This window comes from Prevotella sp. S7-1-8 (assembly GCF_000758925.1).
Classification (GTDB): domain Bacteria; phylum Bacteroidota; class Bacteroidia; order Bacteroidales; family Bacteroidaceae; genus Prevotella.
Genome location: NZ_JRNC01000011.1, coordinates 33,364 through 49,641, shown reverse-complemented (window position 1 = coordinate 49,641; position 16,278 = coordinate 33,364). Strand labels below are relative to the sequence as shown.

Sequence of the window (16,278 nt, the reverse complement as noted above, 5' to 3'; positions counted from 1 at the left end):
ACGTTCAAGGCCCATTGAGTCCGCGATTAAGTCTCATTGACGTTGCGACCAAGGCCCATTCGCCACAGCTTTAAGCACTAATGGCAAGCCCGAAAGAAAACTTTCGCGCACGAAAAAACGCCAAGACGTCATAACGTTCCGCAAGACAAGGCTTTACAAAAAACTCGCATTTTTCGTGTATTTGCGCGCAAAGCCAACACCGACAGCGAACACACGATTTACGGGAAACACTTTGTCAATATTTTTCAGCTTGGGCATGCCTGTCCCTTCAACACCTCCATCATATCTCACCCAACGCGTCAAAACAAGCCAAAGCACGCTTGGCGACACTTCTTTCGCGTTAATTTAGGGCATGTGCATTGTTTATCTCCTATTTTTATACTATTTTTGCAAAAAATAATAAAACAAGCATTCGTGAAGACTTTGAGACGCGTGGCGTCGCTATTGCTGAAACCCATCATGAAGAACAGCGTTTTCTTCGTGATGATGTATGCGCTTGGGATGCTGAGCGCCATTCTCACTTTGCCCCACCATAAAGGCGCGACACTATACGAGAATATCTATTTGGAGCTGTTCCTGTTTGATTATTGCGCCTGCGCGGCACTCGCGCTTTTTCCCCACAAGATACGCACATGGCTGAAACGGTTGCTCTACGTCGTGCTCTACACCGTGTCTATCATTGACATATACTGCTTTTGGAAATTCGCCTCAACGCTCAATCCCACGATGCTCATGCTCGTGAACGAGACCGATAGCAGGGAAGCCGGCGATTTTATTCGGGCGTTTCTCAACGTAGACATTCTCTTCTCGCCCCTCTGCTGGATATTCTCGCTCATCCTCATTCATGCCCTATGGGTAGCGCGTCGGCACTTCTTCCACCTGCCGAGCAAACGCGCGCGCCAAACGGCCAGGGCGTGGCTCATGGCCATAGACGCCAAGGCCACCAAGTGGAAATTGGACTACGCGGGGGGCGTGGCCATCGCCGCGCTCTTGGCGCTGAGCGTAAACACAAGCTGGCACAATATAAAAGAGACTGTCAGGCTGATGACCGCGGACACCATCGGCACCGTGGAGCACATACTGACCGAGAAAGATCACGCCGTGCTCTACTTGCCCATCTACCGCCTGGCATTCAGCATTTACAGCAATTCGCTGGCCGACAAGCAGATAGGACGGTGCATCGCCACTAACGAGAAGATAGCGGTGGACACTTGCACGCGGCGATCGCCCACCATCGTCCTTATCATCGGAGAGAGCTATGGCAAGGCGCACAGCTACCAATACGGCTACTATCTCAAGACCACGCCGCGCCAAATGAGACGCGAGCGCAGCGGACTGCTCACCAAGTTCACCGACGTGGTGAGCTGCTGGAACCTCACGAGCTTCGTCTTCAAGAACGTGCTCTCCACACACGTAGTGGGCCAGAAAGGTGAATGGTGCGACTATCCGCTCTTCCCGGCCATATTTCGCAAGGCTGGATACCATGTGAGCTTTCTCACCAACCAATTCCTGCCCAAGGCCAAAGACGCCGTATACGATTTCTCTGGCGGCTTTTTCCTGAACAACGCCACACTGAGCAAGGCACAGTTTGACACCCGCAACACACAGACACACCAATATGATGACGGACTGCTCGATGACTATGACCGATTAGTGAAACGCGGAGAGATAACCAACGACAACCCCAACCTCATCATCTTCCATCTCATAGGCCAACACGTGAACTACCGCACGCGATGCCCCAACGCACAGCGCAAGTTCGGGCCAGAGGCGTATGCGAAGACGCGACCGGAACTCGACGAGAAGAAACGGCGTATCATCGCCGACTACGACAACGCCGTGCTCTACAACGATTCCATCGTGGACGCCATCATCAAGCGTTTTGAACACAAGGAGGCCATCGTCATCTACATGCCAGACCACGGCGAGGAATGCTACGAACCGGGGCGAAATTTCATCTGTCGCAACCACAGCGCAGCCATAGACTGGCCATTGGCTCACTACGAATTTGAAATCCCATTCTGGATATATTGCTCACGCGAATACGTGAAAAGGCACAGAGACGTGTACAGAGCCATCCGAAAAGCCAAAGACAAGCGATTTATGACCGACGCCCTGCCACACATGATGCTGTGGTTGGCCGGCATCAAGACCAAAGACTACAGGCCCGAATACAACTTGCTCTCGACCGAGTACGATGAGCGAAGGCCTCGCATACTGAAGAATACCACCGACTATGACTATTTGCGAGAACGTCACTACGCCGAGTCTGCCAAGCGGAAATAAACGCCACCGCCATCATCCCATTATCACAGATCGTCATGAAATACAAAATGAATGTCGCGCTTCTCTCGCGCGCCGAGTGCAACGCGCTACGAGGATTGGCCATCATAGGCATTTTCTTGCACAACTATTGCCACTGGCTCGGCCCCGTGGTGAAGGAGAACGAATATCAGTTTTTCAAGCGCAACGCGGACTGGTTCTCGCAAGTGGCAAGCAACCCCGACTACCTGTGGCCTATGCACATACTGTCGTTTTTCGGACACTACGGCGTACCGATCTTCTTGTTTCTCAGTGCCTATGGGTTGGAACGCAAGTATGGCGCGACATCGACCGCCACGGCACAAGGCCATGACGGCGTTGGCGAAACGTGGATGTTTGTCAAAAAGCACTATCTCAAACTGTTCCAAATGATGTTCGTGGGCTTCGCGTGCTTTGTCTTTGTGGATGCCATCACACCCGGCAGATGGCACTACTCCACGCTGCAAATCGTGGCGCAATTGGGCATGTTCAACAACCTTTTGCCAGAACCCGACCAGAATATCTGGCCAGGACCTTACTGGTTTTTCGGGCTGATGCTCCAGCTCTACATTGTGTACCGGCTGCTGCTCTATCGACGGCACTGGGCTTGGACGGTGACATTGATGGCTCTCTGCATTGGCGGCCAGCTCTGTCTTGGACCTGAAAGCGAGGCTCTCAATCGCTATCGGTACAACTTCATGGGCGGCATGCTGCCCTTTGGAATGGGGCTGCTGTTCGCGCGCCACGGCCAACGGGTCATCTTGGTGAACCTCTCCACGGTGGCATTGCTCATGTCGCTTGTGGTCACAACGTTTTTCGTAGTTGGTTTCGGCAACAACTTTTGGGGCTGGATGCTGGTGCCCGCGCTGGTGTGCTATGCCGCTGTCTATTTTGTAAAATCATTGAAGAGCGTGCCTGCCAATGTCGTGACCGACACCATTTGGAAAGCATTGCAGTGGATGGGTGGCGTATCGGCAGCCCTGTTTGTCGTCCACCCCGCGATACGAAAAGTATTCATACCCATATCCCAACATGGCGACACCTACGCCGGGCTATTGCTTTACACCATCGCCTCGATAGGCGCGGCATGGCTTGTCAATGAGATTATGAAAAAAATAAAGATGGGATAAGACGACAAAAGGTTCCAGCTACAAAAACGACACATGTCACAGCCACGACAACATCACGCCACACAGCACATGAAAACACACGCCACACAGTGTCACGATTCAAAGACACCATCTTGGGAAAACGCCCACGAGGATGGCTGTCGGCTATCATTGGCCGCCATCAGCGCCTACCGAGGAGAGCTGATGGGACTTGCCATGTTGATGATTATGTTGTTCCATGTGCCCCTTTCGTCACGCGACCCGTTCTTTGGACTACACAGAATGGGCAATATCGGCGTGGATATATTTTTCTTTCTCAGTGGCGTGGGGCTATGGTTCTCATGGACCAAGAACCCAAACTACAAACACTTTTTCAAACGCAGGTACCTCCGCGTCTATCCGGCATGGCTGCTCATGGCCAGCCTTTACTACATACCGCGGTTCAGGGGGGGCGACACGATGGCGTGGGTAGACCTCGTCGGCGACATCACCATCAACTGGGACTTCTGGCTTCACGACGAATTAACGTTTTGGTATGTACCCGCCGCCATGGCGCTCTACCTTTTCGCACCTGCCTATATGAACCTTATCAAGCGCGACACCACGTACCGCTGGTTGCCCGTGGCGATGGTTGTGTGGTGCGTGGCTGTGCAATGGGTAGCCCCTATCCATAACGCCGTGGGGCATTTAGAGATATTCTGGAGCAGGGTACCCATCTTCTTCATCGGCTTGGGCATGGGCGAAAGCGTGCGGCAAAAACACAGCGTCCCCCTGTCATCGGCGTGGTTGCTATTGGCTGTCGTCCTCATCGGAATGGGCACCAGTATATACATGGAGCAAAATTTGCACGGCAAATTTCCGCTTTTTATAGAACGAATGGTCTATATTCCTGTCACCGTATGCGGCACATGGCTGCTGGGCACCGCCTTGAGGCGTATAGGCAGGGGCGCAAGACGTGCCTTGGCGTTTATTGGAAGTATCAGCTTGGAGACATACCTCATACACGCCCATTTCGTATTAAGGCGCCTGCCCGCGGATTGGAGCTACTGGATCACATTCCTCGCGTGCCTTGCATGCACGCTCCCTTTGGCTTGGGCATTGTGGCTGGCAAGCTCGCGGTTGACAGGAAAAATATTTAAAACGAAAAAAAAATGAAGCATTACATCAGACTGGCACGGCCCACACAGTGGATTAAAAACCTCTTTGTCTTTGGTCCTGTGATATTTGGCGGCAGGTTGCTCGACCCCCAGGCCATGTCGGCGGCTTTCGTCACCTTCTGGGTTTTCTGCTTCGTGGCATCGAGCATCTACTGCCTGAATGACATCATCGACGCGCCGGACGACCGTCGTCACCCCGTGAAGCGCACACGGCCGATAGCCTCCGGGGCGGTTTCCTTGCGCCAAGCCTACGCCCTGATGCTGCTGACGCTTGCGCTCTCGGCATGCTGCGTGGCCGCGTTGGCGCCCCTATACGGCATGTTTGGCTCATGCCCCCCATCCAGCCTACACTCATGTCTCAGCGTGGGCGCGGTGGCGTTGTTCTACGTGGCGCTCAACATAGCCTATTGCGTCAAGCTCAAACAATACGCCATCATCGACGTTTGCTTGGTAGCGTTCGGCTTTGTGCTCCGGCTAATGGCTGGCGGCTTGGCCACGGGCATAACATTGAGCAAATGGATTGTGCTCATGACATTTCTGTTAACGTTGTTCATGAGCTTCGCCAAACGGCGTGACGACGTGGTCCGAATGGAAGCCACGGGAGAGCCACCACGCAAGAACACCATACATTACAACCTCACGTTCATCAACCAAGCCATAACCATCACCGCCGCCGTGACATTGGTATGCTACATCATGTACACCATAAGCCCGGAGGTGATAGCGCAGTTTGGAAACGAGAACCTATATCTCACCAGCGTGTTCGTATTGGTGGGACTGCTGCGCTACATCCAGATAGCGGTGGTAGAGAAAAAAAGTGGCAACCCCACAAAAGTGATATTGAAAGACCGTTTTGTGCAACTCGTTGTGGCGGCGTGGTTCGTCGCGTTCATCTTGATTATTTATGTTTTCTGAGCCGAGAACCAAAACCAAGCTCGCGCTGTTCGATTTTGACGGCACGATCACCACAAAAGACACTTTCGTGGCGTTCATTCGCTATGCCAAGGGCAATGTGAGAACGCTGTGTGGATTTATGCTCCACGCACCCATTTTGGCGTTGATGCTGCTGCGCCTATACCCCAACCATAAGGCCAAGCGACGCATTTTTTCATATTTCTTCAAGGGAACGCGCTTGGCCGACTTTGACAAACTGTGCCAGCGATTTGCCAATGACAGCCGGGAATGGTTGATACGCCCCAAGGCCAAAGATGCCATGCGCCGGGCCTTGGACAACGGGTCCAAGGTGATGGTGGTGAGCGCAAGCGTGGAAAACTGGGTGAGGCCATTCTTCACCGCGCCTGAAGAACGAGCCGGCGAACAAGACGCGAGCGACATTACAATATTGGGCACGCGGATAGAAGTGCGAGACGGCATCGTCACGGGCGAGTTTTCCACCCCAAATTGTTATGGCATGGAGAAAGTGAGACGCGTCAAAGCGGCGCTCACCAAGCCCCGGGAGGAATATGACATCACCGCCTTTGGCGATAGCGGGGGCGACAAAGAAATGCTCAACTATGCAGACAGAAAACACTACAAACCATTCAGGAACTGACAAGCGACAGAGAATGGGCGAGATAATACGCTTTGGCGCGGTAGGCGCGTTGGCCACATTGATACAATATGGCATCTATTTGCCGCTCTTGACATGGACGCACGCCACGGTGGCCAACACAGTGGGCTATGTCGTGAGCTTCGCGTTCAACTTCATGGCAAGCGCGCTCTTCACGTTCCGCGTCAAGCCAAACGCCAAGCGCGGAGCATGGTTCGCGCTGTGCCACGCCATCAATTATCTATTACAAACGGCATCGTTAGCGTGCTTTATCTATATTGGAACACCCAAATCGTTGGCCCCAATACCCATGTTTGCCATCTGCGTGCCCGTCAATTTCATATTGGTTAGACATTTCATGAGACGTTGAATTATGAAAAAAATACTTGACATATTCCGTTTAAAACAAGAGGAGCGCATACCTACCATGGTCGCGACGCTACTCATGGCAGCGCTCATCGCGCTTCCTATCTACGCTTACAGTGACGCGTTGACGCCTATATCCGACGACTTCAGAAAGATGGTGATAGCCCACTTCCGCATATCGGGCTTCGACCCGTTGAGCTATCTTGTACTGACCGATTGGGGAACGTTCTACAACGTGTACCGTCACCCACTGTTGGCGTTCTTTATGTACCCGCCATATCTGCTCAACCAAGCGTTGACTTGGCTCACGGGACACAACTGCGCCATCTATGTCATGGGGGCGTCGCAACTGCTGTGCAGTTGCTACTCGTTCGCGTTCATGTATCGTATCCTGCGCGAGATTATCGGCTTGAAGCGCATAGAGACCATCGTCATGTCTTATTACCTTTTCTCCATGGCTTACGTCATGGTGACATTCATCTCGCCTGACCACTTCGCCATGTCCATGCCAGCGCTAATTATGACACTGTACATAAGCGGAACATGTATCAAAAAACGCCGCGCGCTCACCATTTGGCAAACCGTCTTGCTCTTCGCGCTCACGGCTGGCATATCGCTCAACAATGGCTTGAAGACCTTCATGGCCGCCCTTTTCTGCAATGGCAAGCGGTTCTTCCGCTTGAAATACCTGCTTCTGGCTGTCATCGCGCCCTCTCTCCTCATCTGGTTGTTCGCCCGATTCGAATATCGCAAATTTGTGTGGCCCGCCGAAATGGCCCGAAAAGAGGCCAAGATGAAGAAAGACAAAGCATGGAGAGACAAGGTGTACACACAGTACAGGGATACCACCAAGCTCACAGACACGGCACAAATAAGGGCGAACGTGAACCAATACATCAACCAAAAAATTAGCGCGAAATATAAACGAGACCATCAAAAAGCGTGGATGGTGAACAAAGGAAAGCCCATCGCCCAAGGCGAGTTTATGAGTTGGACCGACGGAACAACCTCTCGTTGGGAGACAATCGTTGAAAATCTCTTCGGAGAGTCTATACAATTGCACAGCAAGCACCTGTTGGAAGACACGTTAGTGCAGCGTCCGCTCATCGTGAAATATGGCGCATGGTATTTTTATTGCATAGAGCTTATCGTGGTATCGCTATTCGTTTGCGGCGTCATAGCGGGTGCCCGATCACGCTTCTTGTGGCTTGTGATGTCTTTTTTTGGATTTGACATGTTGCTCCACATGGGTTTGGGATTTGGCATCAACGAGGTTTACATCATGTCGGCCCATTGGATTTACGCCATCCCCATAGCCACGTCTTGCCTGCTCAAACGCTCTCAGGGGGTGGCACGACACGCGCTGCTTGCCATATTGACCCTGCTCACGATATACCTATGGAGTTACAACGCGACGCTTGTTGTACAATATTTCACATAGACTCCAAAACAAAGATGAAGGCTGAAAGACAAAATTACCGAGTACATGTTTTGTTATTTCAGCCTTATTCGTTATTTTTGTATCATCGTTTTAAACCTATACCCAATACTAATCACTAAAATTATATTTCATGGAAAATAACAAATTGTCGAAAGTTATCGCTCAATTCAACATCAAAGGCACCGTTGAAAGCATTGCGCCACTTGGCAACGGCTTGATCAACGACACCTTCCTGGTAAGGACAAGGGAGCAAGACGCGCCAAGCTATGTGTTGCAACGCATTAACAACGAAATATTTACAGACGTTGATTTATTACAACACAATATAGAAACCGTAACCAACCATATACGCAAGAAACTAAAAAGCAAAGGTGAAACGGATATCGATCGCAAGGTGTTGAGATTTGTCACGGCCGACAATGGCAAGACATACTTCAAAGATTCCGATAACAAATACTGGCGCGTATCATTGTTCATACCCGACGCCGAGACACACGAGACCGTCAATCCCGCAAATTCTTATGACGCTGGCAAAGCTTTCGGCAATTTCCAGTCAATGTTGGTAGACGTGCCCGAAAAATTGGGCGAGACCATCCCCGACTTCCACAACATGGAGCTTAGAGCAAGGCAGCTGCGCCAAGCGGTAGACAATGACGCCGTGGGCAGGGTGAAAGAGGTGCGCGACATCTTGGCCGAACTGAAAGAACACGAGGCGGAAATGTGCAAAGCCGAGCGCTATTACCGGGACGGAAAACTCAAAAAGCGCATCTGCCACTGCGACACCAAGGTGAACAACATGATGTTTGACAAGGATGGCAAGGTGCTCTGCGTTATCGATCTGGATACCGTCATGCCAAGCTTTATATTCTCAGACTATGGCGATTTCCTGCGAACGGCCGCCAACACCGTTGCCGAAGACTCCCCCGAATACGACAAAATCGCTTTTCGAATGGATATTTTCGAGGCCTTCACAAAAGGGTATCTTGAATCGGCCAAAGTGTTCTTGGAACCCATCGAGATAGAAAACTTGCCCTACGCGGCCAAACTTTTCCCCTACATGCAGTGCGTAAGATTTCTTGCCGACTATATCAATGGCGACACCTATTATAAGACATCGTACGCCAACCACAATCTTGTGCGAGCCAAAAACCAATTGTGTTTATTCCGCAATGTATGCGAACACGAGCCTGAGATGAACGCTTATATCAAACAATGTTTATAGATATGAAACGCCTGACCATAAAAAAAATATCGCAGCAGCCCCTTGCCGCCGCCGACATACCAGCCATCATGGATGCCGAGCAAATTCCATTCGAGCTGATCGACAACGCCAATTGGGCCGCAGACTACCCCTATACACCGAAGGCATCGTTCAGGATGGGGCATCACAACGACACCATATACCTGCACTATCGTGTGTCTGAAGACAGCGTTAGAGCTTTGGCCGCTCAAGATAACGGGCATGTGTGGGAAGACTCTTGTTGTGAATTTTTCTTCCAGCCCACCCCGGACGGCCCCTATTACAACGTGGAATGCAACTGCGCGGGCACGTTATTGGTGGGTTGTGGCCAAGGAAGGGAATCGCGAGCATTGGCCTCTGAACATGTTTTAAGGCAGATTGACAGGTGGACAACATTGGGCAGGGCGCCCTTTGAAGAGCGAAAGGGTAGATGCGAGTGGCAGTTAGCCCTCATCATTCCTACCTCTACCTTCTTTAACCATCAAATTGGCACTGTGAGTGGGCAGGATTATCGCGCCAACTTTTACAAGTGTGGCGACGCTTTGGAAAAGCCTCACTTCTTGTCTTGGAACGCCATTGAGATAGCCAAGCCCGATTTTCATCGCCCCGACTACTTTGGCGACTTGTCGTTTGAATAGTGACGTGAGCGCGGAACGAGCGAGCGTCGCGCCATCAACTTATAACCGCATGGAGGCTTAACCCGTACCACAGGTTAAGCCTCAAACATGCTTGGCCCTACCCATCCATTTAGAGACACGTAGCCTGATGGCCTTGCCAATCTTGCCGAATTGTCCATATCGCAGGCTCAAGAGCAGCTCTTCCACCGACCGCCCCACCTTGACGAGTGGATGTCCCCATGCGTTGACACGATAAAGGCGGTCTTTATAGTCAACGTACTCTATGACATATTTGGGATGACGAAGCGGAAAATCAATCTCGTGACGCCCCATTGTGAATATGCGACGCAATCCATGTGGCGTGGTTCGCATATCAGAAGCATAATGAGTGGAGTTCTCCGTCAGCCCGATATTGCTCACAAGATTTTTTGACGGCATGATGGCGAGCCCCGAACCGAATAGCATCGCTGACCAAAAAACACTCTCGAAGAACGGCTTTCCAGCCTGCCGATGGTCTCGGCACATCTTGATGAAATCGCGCCTAAAACCTCTTTGCCTCAGCACCGACCGCAATTGGAGCATGTTGAAACTGTCGTCAAGAAAACTATAAGTAGCGTCCCATTGGTCAACAACTCTTCTCCACGACGCCCAGCCCCATATAGAGAACGCCGACGTGAAGAAATAGTCATACGGAACGGACGCCGACACTTCGTCAACATTAAACCCGGCAATCATCGTCACGCGCTCATCATGCTCGTATCTGTCAAGCATCTCCTTGCAAAACGGGAAGAAAGACTGCGACGGCACCACGTCATCCTCGAGTACCATGCACTTGGAGGCCAAAGAGAAAGCCCACTTTTGCGACATGTAGCCAGAAGGGTCGCAACCGTAGTTGCGCTCTTGATAACATTGACGCACGTCACATTCCCAATCGATATCCTCGGCAATGCGTCGGCAAGCCATGATACCATCCATGTCTTTGTCGTCCCGAGGTCCGTCCTGGTACAAGAACAGGCGCGACGGACGAGCCTTTTTCACCTCGGCAAAAACCTGTCCGAAGGTATCCGGACGATTGAAAAACAACATTAACACGGCAATGTCTATTTTGGCAGGATGTCTCATAATATCAGTCATTTAAATGTTTTCTCCAATGTATGGGGTAATAGGCCAACCGCGGCGGCAACATATAGGCCATGCGGTCTGCCAACGGAATATCGCCATTGAGTTTGCCGTCAAGTTGCGATTGGTAATAATCCTCAAACTCGCCAAAACGCCTTTGGTCCACAAATTTTTCGTATTGCTTGAGCTGTCTCAACACATAATAGTCTTTATACCTATCCCATTTAGGTGCCAACACCTCGCGGAGCAACTTGTCATAGGCCCGCTCCTCCGGAACATTGAGCGTGCGATCATTGGGAATATCCATATTGTAGTAATACACCGGCTCGTCCATGAAATACACTCGAGGCTCCCTCATCAACACCATCACCTGCATGAGGCGATCCTCGCCCGTCCTGATAACGCGTGGCGTGTCAAGGCATCCCGCGAGCAACTCGCGCTTGAAAAGAACGCCCCACAGCACGCAGAAACGCGAGCTATTGGCCAATATCTCCTTCAACAACAAGTCGTGCCCCACCCATCCCTTGCGATGGGTGGAGAACAGCCGGCCGTATTGATTGACATACGTGCCAATCACCTCGTCGGATCCGCTCTCTGCCATGGCGCCATGCAGTCGTTGCAGGGCGTCGGGCAACAGTTCGTCATCCGCGTCCACAAAGCTGACACACTCCCCTTGCGCTTGCTCCCATCCCACCTTTCGGGCGGCTGTCACACCGCCATTGGCAGTATGGATGACGCACAAGCGATGGTCTTCGAGAGCCATGGCATCCAGCAACTGGCCACCATTGTCCTTGCTTCCGTCGTCAACAGCGATAATCTCAAAGTCGGCAAAGGTTTGGGCAAGACAACTTGCCACGCATTTTTCTATATACTCAGCCTTGTTGTATACCGGGATAATGATGGATATTTTCATTTGTCGCGTTTAAAAAAAAAGTTGAGGCACTCATCAAAAATCTTCACTCTGCACACCTTCATCATGGCAATATAGAGCGCTATTGTCGTCACCACCTTGACCAACATCGATAAAACAAGCGAATTTATGGGCACACTCACCATATATGCCAAAGCCATGACACCCGCGGCAATGAGCATGAAGGGCGCAATGTCAAGCACGAACTCGCCAAAACGAATGTTGACAAGACGGCGCGTGGCCATAAACCACACTATCAACCATGTTATATTGAGCGCCGTAAAGGCGACAACCATGAACTGCACGCCCTGCTTGTAACATAGAAAGATGAGTGCCATTTGGGTGACAATCTGAAAGAAATTGCACCACATGTAGATGTCACTGCGCTGGTGACTGATGGCAAGATTTTGATAAAGGGTGTAGAAAGGCATAAAAGCGCCACCCACACAGAGTATCTGCATCAATGGCACGGCATCGCTCCACTTGGCACCCAAAAGCGTAATGATAAACTCTTGGGCAATAAGGGCCAACCCAAACAGGCAAGGAAATGAGAGCAAAGCCACAAAACGCGTCATTTTTCGAAACGCTCGCCGCTCTCTGCTGGCATCGTCATCCGTGAGCGATGACAAAACAGGTTGAGCCACTTGCTGCACCGCATTGCCCACAAAAGAATAGGCCATGGTATTCCATTTATACGCTTGGGAGAAATTGCCAACCACTTTTGCCGTGAAGAGCCGACCGAAAACAAAGGTCAGTATATTGTTATTCAACGTGTTGAGAATCATAGTTATAAGCATTTTCACGCTGAAACCAAACATCCTTTTGATGGGTTCAAAGCTGAAACGCCATGTGGGTCGCCACGCACAATAATAGTATCTGAACAGGTTGAGCACCAAGATATAGACCAATTGTTGCCAAGCCAAGCTCCAACAGCCATGCCCGCGCACCGCGAGCGCTAATCCGGTGGCACCCGCAACGATGAGAGCCACGTTTCCGGCGATAGCCAATTGCTTAATCTTGAGTTCTTTGGTAAGTATCACATTGGGCACAATGCCAAAAGCGCTGGCGACAAAAGTGAGAAATATAAAGCGTGACAGCGGTAGCAAAGTGGGCTCGTGAAAGAATGCGGCAATAAGGGGAGCGCCCGCAAAAAGTATCGCATAGATGGCTACACTGGTCAGGATGTTAAACCAAAACACTGCGTTATAGTCGGCATGGGTGGCATTTTTGAGATTGATTAGGGCGTTGGGAAACCCGCTACTCTGCAAATTGCCAGCAATAACGACAAAGATGGCCAGCATGCCCACCACCCCATAATCGGCCGGCGAGAGCAGTCGGGCCAAGAAAACACCGATGATAATGTTGAGCATCTGGGTCGCGCCACTGTTCACCGTGCCCCAGAACAGACCGTTTGCCGTCTTCTCTTTTAATGATTTTGCCATCTACATCAACACTTTTAAACAACAAATGTAGCATGAATTGTTTAATTCTCAAAATAAAACACTACTTTTGTAACTCAAAATTCAACCAATTCCTCAAAAGGTTTGGCGCCTTGGGGCGACAGGGAATAACCTTATTGGAATTTTCATAAAATAACGACAACATTAAATAAATGGTTATAGGATATACAACAGGAGTATACGATCTTTTCCACATTGGGCATCTAAACCTTTTGAAAAACGCAAAAGGGATGTGCGACAAACTAATTGTAGGAGTTACGGTTGACGAGCTTGTTGCTTACAAAGGGAAAAAAGCGATGATACCATTTGAGGATCGCATTGAGATCATTCGCAGTTGCAAATATGTCGACGCGGTAGTCCCACAATACGATATGGACAAATTTGAAGCATGCAAAAAATTAGGAGCGTCCATACTCTTTGTTGGCGACGACTGGTATGCCACGACCAAATGGCAAGAATACGAGAAGCAATTTGACGAGGCCGGTATTCGTATCATTTATTTTCCATATACCCAAGGCACTTCCTCCACACAGATTCGCAAAGCTCTCGATGCTATCAGAGGGGATAATTTAGAAGATTTAAAATAAAAAATCACGGTCTTTTACAAATTCCCAAAAACCGCAAGCCACCAAGTGTCAAAACCATTAGCATGAGGACAATCGCCCTTGTCAAAGTTGCCCCAAGAGGCTCGGAAACAAAATATTAATGATTTTCGCCACACAATTTTACACCACCCCAAAAGCGTTTATACAATATTTAATATAAAAATCATGGTAAATAAAGACTTTTGTTTGAGTTCATACATTGCTTACAGATACATATTCAAAGAGGGAGTAAACTTCTACCAAGGCATGGAACACAAGCATTTCAAACCAATAAGCGACGACAAAAAAATTGGAGTAAAAACACCCGAGGACATAGACAGGGAGATACGAAAGCAATTCGACAACTTGTACTCCCGCCATTCCAATATCGGCATCCTGCTTTCCGGTGGCATGGACAGCGCAATTCTTGCTTCATACCTTCGTCCAGGAAGCCATGCCTATACATTTACAGCGCATGGAACAGATGTGTTCAACCAAGATGCCGCGCGCTCGGACCATTATTGCGAGAAGTATGGGCTAATTCATCATTACATAGACATTTCCCTTGAAGACTATCAACAGATAGCTCCTGTCGTGATGAAACGCAAGTGCGCGCCCGTACATTCCATCGAGCCACAAATATATAAAGCCGCGTTGGCAGCCAAATCCGATGGCGTGACGATGATGGTTGTAGGCGAGAGCTCTGACCTCATCTTTGGCGGCATGGACCAATTGATATCACGCGATTGGACTTTTGACGCCTTTGCCAAGCGCTACACGTTTCTCGAGCCAGCGTCAGTGCTGACTAATCCCGACGAGAGCGTAAAGGATTTGTACGAAACTTATCGCCTGCCTGATAACAAAATAGATTATCTCAAATTCATGGACGAGGTGTTCTCCATAGAGAGTTCAGGCTCTTACCTGAACGCATTTGGCGCAGCAGGCTTGGATTATTACGACCCATACGCACGCCTTGTAATGACAGACCGATTAGACTTAAAACGTGTCAGGAACGGAGAACCCAAATATCTTATTCGCAATCTTTACGCTTTGAAATATCCCGAGACCCCTATTCCCGATAAAATCCCAATGCCAAGACCCGTAGACATGATTTTCAAAGATTGGAAAGGCCCAAAGCGAAAAGAGTTCAAAAACGACATAGACATGAGCGCTTTGACAGGTAACCAGAAGTGGCAACTGTGGTGCGCGGAGACCTTCCTGAACATTTACGAGCCTGAAAAAGCCTGAATAGGCAAAGCATCACCAAGGCAAAGGCGACAAAACAAATACATAAATCCTCAAAAATGAATCGGATAGAAGTAAAAGGCGAATTGAGAGAGCAATGGTGTAAATGTATCACAGACATACTAAAATACTATATACGACTGTGCGAGAAATATCATCTACGCTATTTTATAGCCTACGGTTCTGCCATTGGAGCGGCTCGCCATCACGGCATAATACCATGGGACGACGACATTGACGTTGTAATGCCCCGTCCTGATTTTGAAAAGCTGCTCGAAATATGCAAGCATGAAGACATGGGGAAATATGAGATTGTGTCGCCTTTCAACACCCCCAATTATTACCTTCCGTTTTATAAAATGTGCAACAAGGAAACCACCTTGTTGGAAAGCGAAGATTTCAAGTGTGTCCTTGGTATGTATATAGACATCTTTGTCTATGACGGGATGGTCTCCGACAAAAGCATCTCTGACCATTTGCGTCACAAATATGTCAAATATTGGAACCGCTTCACGGTAGCCTCTTCTTTTTATTCATGGGAGAGAATAAAGGGCAAACTGAAGCGTGGACAAATCAAGGACCTCGTTCATTACTTTCTTTTGAGTCTCAATCGCGACGGATACCGCAAGAAGTTTTTAAGGAAACTATACGACATAACCCATGCGTACAATTATGATGACATGGAACTTATCGTGAAATATCCTCCGGGATATGGAGCGAGCGAGGTTATCCCCAAAGAGTGGATCGAGGAAAGCACGCTCCTACCCTATGAAGACTTGCAGGTTGCAATCCCCAAAGACTACACCCGCTGGCTCAACAACTATTTTAAAGACTACACGCAGTTGCCTCCCGAAAACGAGAGACACCCTCATCACAATATCGCATACGTAAACTTAAAGAAACGGGAGAGCTTGGAGGAAGTGCTGAAAAAAATCAAAAAGAGAAAGTAATCCTGCCACGGCCAGCGTTCCCGATGCCCTCATTTACAATTGCGCATAATGTTTTAGAGCTTTACGTGGCATTGCCAACGCACCCGCCAAACCACTCGTAAACACCGTTATTTAAAACTGCCAACACACCCCACACTTACGCCCACATACCGGTATCGTAAGACACTGTTCATTTTTACGCATGCGTCAATTTAATCATATTGACGGAGATATACCATATTGCATAACAT

General features: G+C 49.5%; 15 protein-coding genes. 12 read left to right on the top strand and 3 right to left on the bottom strand.

Going from position 1 to position 16,278, the window contains the following annotated elements; translation table 11 throughout:
* The first annotated feature begins 459 nt into the window (after positions 1-459).
* The 9 genes from HMPREF1640_RS01965 (at position 460) to HMPREF1640_RS01925 (ending at position 9,801) form a co-directional block, all read left to right on the top strand.
* The gene (locus tag HMPREF1640_RS01965; RefSeq protein ID WP_197051472.1) at positions 460-2,286 is read left to right on the top strand and encodes a phosphoethanolamine transferase; all 1,827 of its coding nucleotides are present in this window, start codon (positions 460-462) and stop codon (positions 2,284-2,286) included.
* A gap of 35 nt (positions 2,287-2,321) precedes the next feature.
* Entirely contained in the window at positions 2,322-3,431 is a 1,110-nt protein-coding gene (locus tag HMPREF1640_RS01960) for an acyltransferase (protein ID WP_036891940.1), read from the top strand.
* A 183-nt stretch (positions 3,432-3,614) separates the two neighbouring features.
* Positions 3,615-4,565 carry an acyltransferase gene (locus tag HMPREF1640_RS01955; protein WP_052051666.1) on the top strand — a complete coding sequence of 317 codons (951 nt, stop codon included), beginning with the start codon at positions 3,615-3,617 and terminating at the stop codon, positions 4,563-4,565.
* Positions 4,562-5,482: a decaprenyl-phosphate phosphoribosyltransferase gene (locus tag HMPREF1640_RS01950; protein ID WP_036891938.1), complete on the top strand. Its 921-nt coding sequence runs from the start codon at positions 4,562-4,564 to the stop codon at positions 5,480-5,482. Before HMPREF1640_RS01955 ends, HMPREF1640_RS01950 begins: the two co-directional genes overlap by 4 nt.
* Positions 5,472-6,119 carry an HAD-IB family hydrolase gene (locus HMPREF1640_RS01945; protein ID WP_036891935.1) on the top strand — a complete coding sequence of 216 codons (648 nt, stop codon included), beginning with the start codon at positions 5,472-5,474 and terminating at the stop codon, positions 6,117-6,119. The genes HMPREF1640_RS01950 and HMPREF1640_RS01945 overlap by 11 nt, the downstream gene beginning before the upstream one ends.
* A complete protein-coding gene (locus tag HMPREF1640_RS01940; RefSeq protein WP_036891933.1) occupies positions 6,082-6,486 on the top strand; it encodes a GtrA family protein in 405 nt (134 codons plus the stop codon). The genes HMPREF1640_RS01945 and HMPREF1640_RS01940 overlap by 38 nt, the downstream gene beginning before the upstream one ends.
* A 3-nt stretch (positions 6,487-6,489) precedes the next feature.
* Positions 6,490-7,923, top strand: coding sequence for a DUF6080 domain-containing protein (locus HMPREF1640_RS01935; protein ID WP_036891930.1), 1,434 nt, complete (start codon positions 6,490-6,492; stop codon positions 7,921-7,923).
* A gap of 130 nt (positions 7,924-8,053) precedes the next feature.
* Complete coding sequence (locus HMPREF1640_RS01930; protein ID WP_036891927.1) at positions 8,054-9,145, top strand: phosphotransferase enzyme family protein; 1,092 nt, start codon at positions 8,054-8,056, stop codon at positions 9,143-9,145.
* Positions 9,136-9,801 (top strand): carbohydrate-binding family 9-like protein, encoded by a 666-nt coding sequence (locus HMPREF1640_RS01925; RefSeq protein ID WP_369699815.1) that lies wholly within the window; start codon positions 9,136-9,138, stop codon positions 9,799-9,801. The genes HMPREF1640_RS01930 and HMPREF1640_RS01925 overlap by 10 nt, the downstream gene beginning before the upstream one ends.
* An 81-nt stretch (positions 9,802-9,882) precedes the next feature.
* On the opposite strand, the gene HMPREF1640_RS01920 is transcribed toward HMPREF1640_RS01925, so the two are convergent.
* Genes HMPREF1640_RS01920 through HMPREF1640_RS01910 form a run of 3 tightly spaced genes read right to left on the bottom strand, consistent with a single transcriptional unit; the run spans position 9,883 to position 13,251 of the window.
* The gene (locus tag HMPREF1640_RS01920) at positions 9,883-10,902 is read right to left on the bottom strand and encodes a hypothetical protein (RefSeq protein WP_036892001.1); all 1,020 of its coding nucleotides are present in this window, start codon (positions 10,900-10,902) and stop codon (positions 9,883-9,885) included.
* 4 nt (positions 10,903-10,906) lie between these two features.
* Positions 10,907-11,812, bottom strand: coding sequence for a glycosyltransferase family 2 protein (locus tag HMPREF1640_RS12495; RefSeq protein WP_052051664.1), 906 nt, complete (start codon positions 11,810-11,812; stop codon positions 10,907-10,909).
* Entirely contained in the window at positions 11,809-13,251 is a 1,443-nt protein-coding gene (locus HMPREF1640_RS01910; RefSeq protein WP_036891925.1) for a lipopolysaccharide biosynthesis protein, read from the bottom strand. The genes HMPREF1640_RS12495 and HMPREF1640_RS01910 overlap by 4 nt, the downstream gene beginning before the upstream one ends.
* Before the next feature lie 170 nt (positions 13,252-13,421).
* Between HMPREF1640_RS01910 and HMPREF1640_RS01905 the strand changes: the two genes are divergently transcribed.
* The 3 genes from HMPREF1640_RS01905 to HMPREF1640_RS01895 all read left to right on the top strand — a co-directional run bounded on the left by HMPREF1640_RS01905 (position 13,422) and on the right by HMPREF1640_RS01895 (position 16,048).
* Complete coding sequence (locus tag HMPREF1640_RS01905) at positions 13,422-13,856, top strand: adenylyltransferase/cytidyltransferase family protein (protein ID WP_036891923.1); 435 nt, start codon at positions 13,422-13,424, stop codon at positions 13,854-13,856.
* A 204-nt stretch (positions 13,857-14,060) separates the two neighbouring features.
* The gene (locus HMPREF1640_RS01900) at positions 14,061-15,101 is read left to right on the top strand and encodes an asparagine synthase C-terminal domain-containing protein (RefSeq protein WP_197051470.1); all 1,041 of its coding nucleotides are present in this window, start codon (positions 14,061-14,063) and stop codon (positions 15,099-15,101) included.
* A gap of 56 nt (positions 15,102-15,157) precedes the next feature.
* On the top strand, positions 15,158-16,048 hold the full coding sequence (locus HMPREF1640_RS01895) for a phosphorylcholine transferase LicD (protein ID WP_036891919.1): 891 nt from the start codon (positions 15,158-15,160) through the stop codon (positions 16,046-16,048).
* Positions 16,049-16,278: the final 230 nt, after the last annotated feature.

What these genes read in the sequence shown, in the direction of transcription:
- HMPREF1640_RS01955 (WP_052051666.1), top strand. Translation starts at nt 3,615, where the DNA reads ATGGGACTTGCCATGTTGATGATTATGTTGTTCCATGTGCCCCTTTCG.
- HMPREF1640_RS01940 (WP_036891933.1), top strand. Translation starts at nt 6,082, where the DNA reads ATGCAGACAGAAAACACTACAAACCATTCAGGAACTGACAAGCGACAG.
- HMPREF1640_RS01960 (WP_036891940.1), top strand. Translation starts at nt 2,322, where the DNA reads ATGAAATACAAAATGAATGTCGCGCTTCTCTCGCGCGCCGAGTGCAAC.
- HMPREF1640_RS01920 (WP_036892001.1), bottom strand. Translation starts at nt 10,902, where the DNA reads ATGAGACATCCTGCCAAAATAGACATTGCCGTGTTAATGTTGTTTTTC.
- HMPREF1640_RS01935 (WP_036891930.1), top strand. Translation starts at nt 6,490, where the DNA reads ATGAAAAAAATACTTGACATATTCCGTTTAAAACAAGAGGAGCGCATA.
- HMPREF1640_RS01910 (WP_036891925.1), bottom strand. Translation starts at nt 13,251, where the DNA reads ATGGCAAAATCATTAAAAGAGAAGACGGCAAACGGTCTGTTCTGGGGC.
- HMPREF1640_RS01945 (WP_036891935.1), top strand. Translation starts at nt 5,472, where the DNA reads ATGTTTTCTGAGCCGAGAACCAAAACCAAGCTCGCGCTGTTCGATTTT.
- HMPREF1640_RS01965 (WP_197051472.1), top strand. Translation starts at nt 460, where the DNA reads ATGAAGAACAGCGTTTTCTTCGTGATGATGTATGCGCTTGGGATGCTG.
- HMPREF1640_RS01905 (WP_036891923.1), top strand. Translation starts at nt 13,422, where the DNA reads ATGGTTATAGGATATACAACAGGAGTATACGATCTTTTCCACATTGGG.
- HMPREF1640_RS01925 (WP_369699815.1), top strand. Translation starts at nt 9,136, where the DNA reads ATGTTTATAGATATGAAACGCCTGACCATAAAAAAAATATCGCAGCAG.
- HMPREF1640_RS01930 (WP_036891927.1), top strand. Translation starts at nt 8,054, where the DNA reads ATGGAAAATAACAAATTGTCGAAAGTTATCGCTCAATTCAACATCAAA.
- HMPREF1640_RS12495 (WP_052051664.1), bottom strand. Translation starts at nt 11,812, where the DNA reads ATGAAAATATCCATCATTATCCCGGTATACAACAAGGCTGAGTATATA.
- HMPREF1640_RS01895 (WP_036891919.1), top strand. Translation starts at nt 15,158, where the DNA reads ATGAATCGGATAGAAGTAAAAGGCGAATTGAGAGAGCAATGGTGTAAA.
- HMPREF1640_RS01950 (WP_036891938.1), top strand. Translation starts at nt 4,562, where the DNA reads ATGAAGCATTACATCAGACTGGCACGGCCCACACAGTGGATTAAAAAC.